1 protein-coding gene is annotated in these 396 nt (G+C 56.6%); it reads left to right on the plus strand.

The genetic code is table 11. From position 1 onward, the window contains the following. Nucleotides 1-396: contractile injection system protein, VgrG/Pvc8 family (locus tag C5J24_RS31655; protein ID WP_205836998.1), on the plus strand; the 396-nt coding region annotated here is incomplete at both ends.

Raw genomic sequence — 396 nt, forward strand, 5'->3', positions numbered from 1 at the left:
CCATCACCCGCAGCGACGGTGACCGTCATCATTTTGCGATTGCTGACCGTGGAGCCTATACCGGCGTAACGGCAAAGTGGCTTCACACCAAAGACCCGAAGCCGCAAAAGCAGAAGGTAAAACTGAAACGCAAAAAGAAAGAGAAACACCTGCGCGCACTGGAGCACCCGAAAGCGAAACCAGTCACGCAGAAGAAAGCGCCAAAAGTACCGGAAGCGCGCGAAGGTGAATACATGGCCGGTGAGGCTGACAACGTTTTTGCCCTGACCACGGTATATGCCACGAAAGCGCAGGCCATGCGCGCCGCTCAGGCGAAGTGGGATAAGCTGCAACGGGGCGTGGCGGAGTTCTCCATCAGCCTGGCTACCGGTCGGGCAGATATTTACACGGAAACAC

This window comes from Neorhizobium sp. T25_27, assembly GCF_002968565.1.
Taxonomy (GTDB): Bacteria; Pseudomonadota; Alphaproteobacteria; order Rhizobiales; family Rhizobiaceae; genus Neorhizobium; species Neorhizobium tomejilense.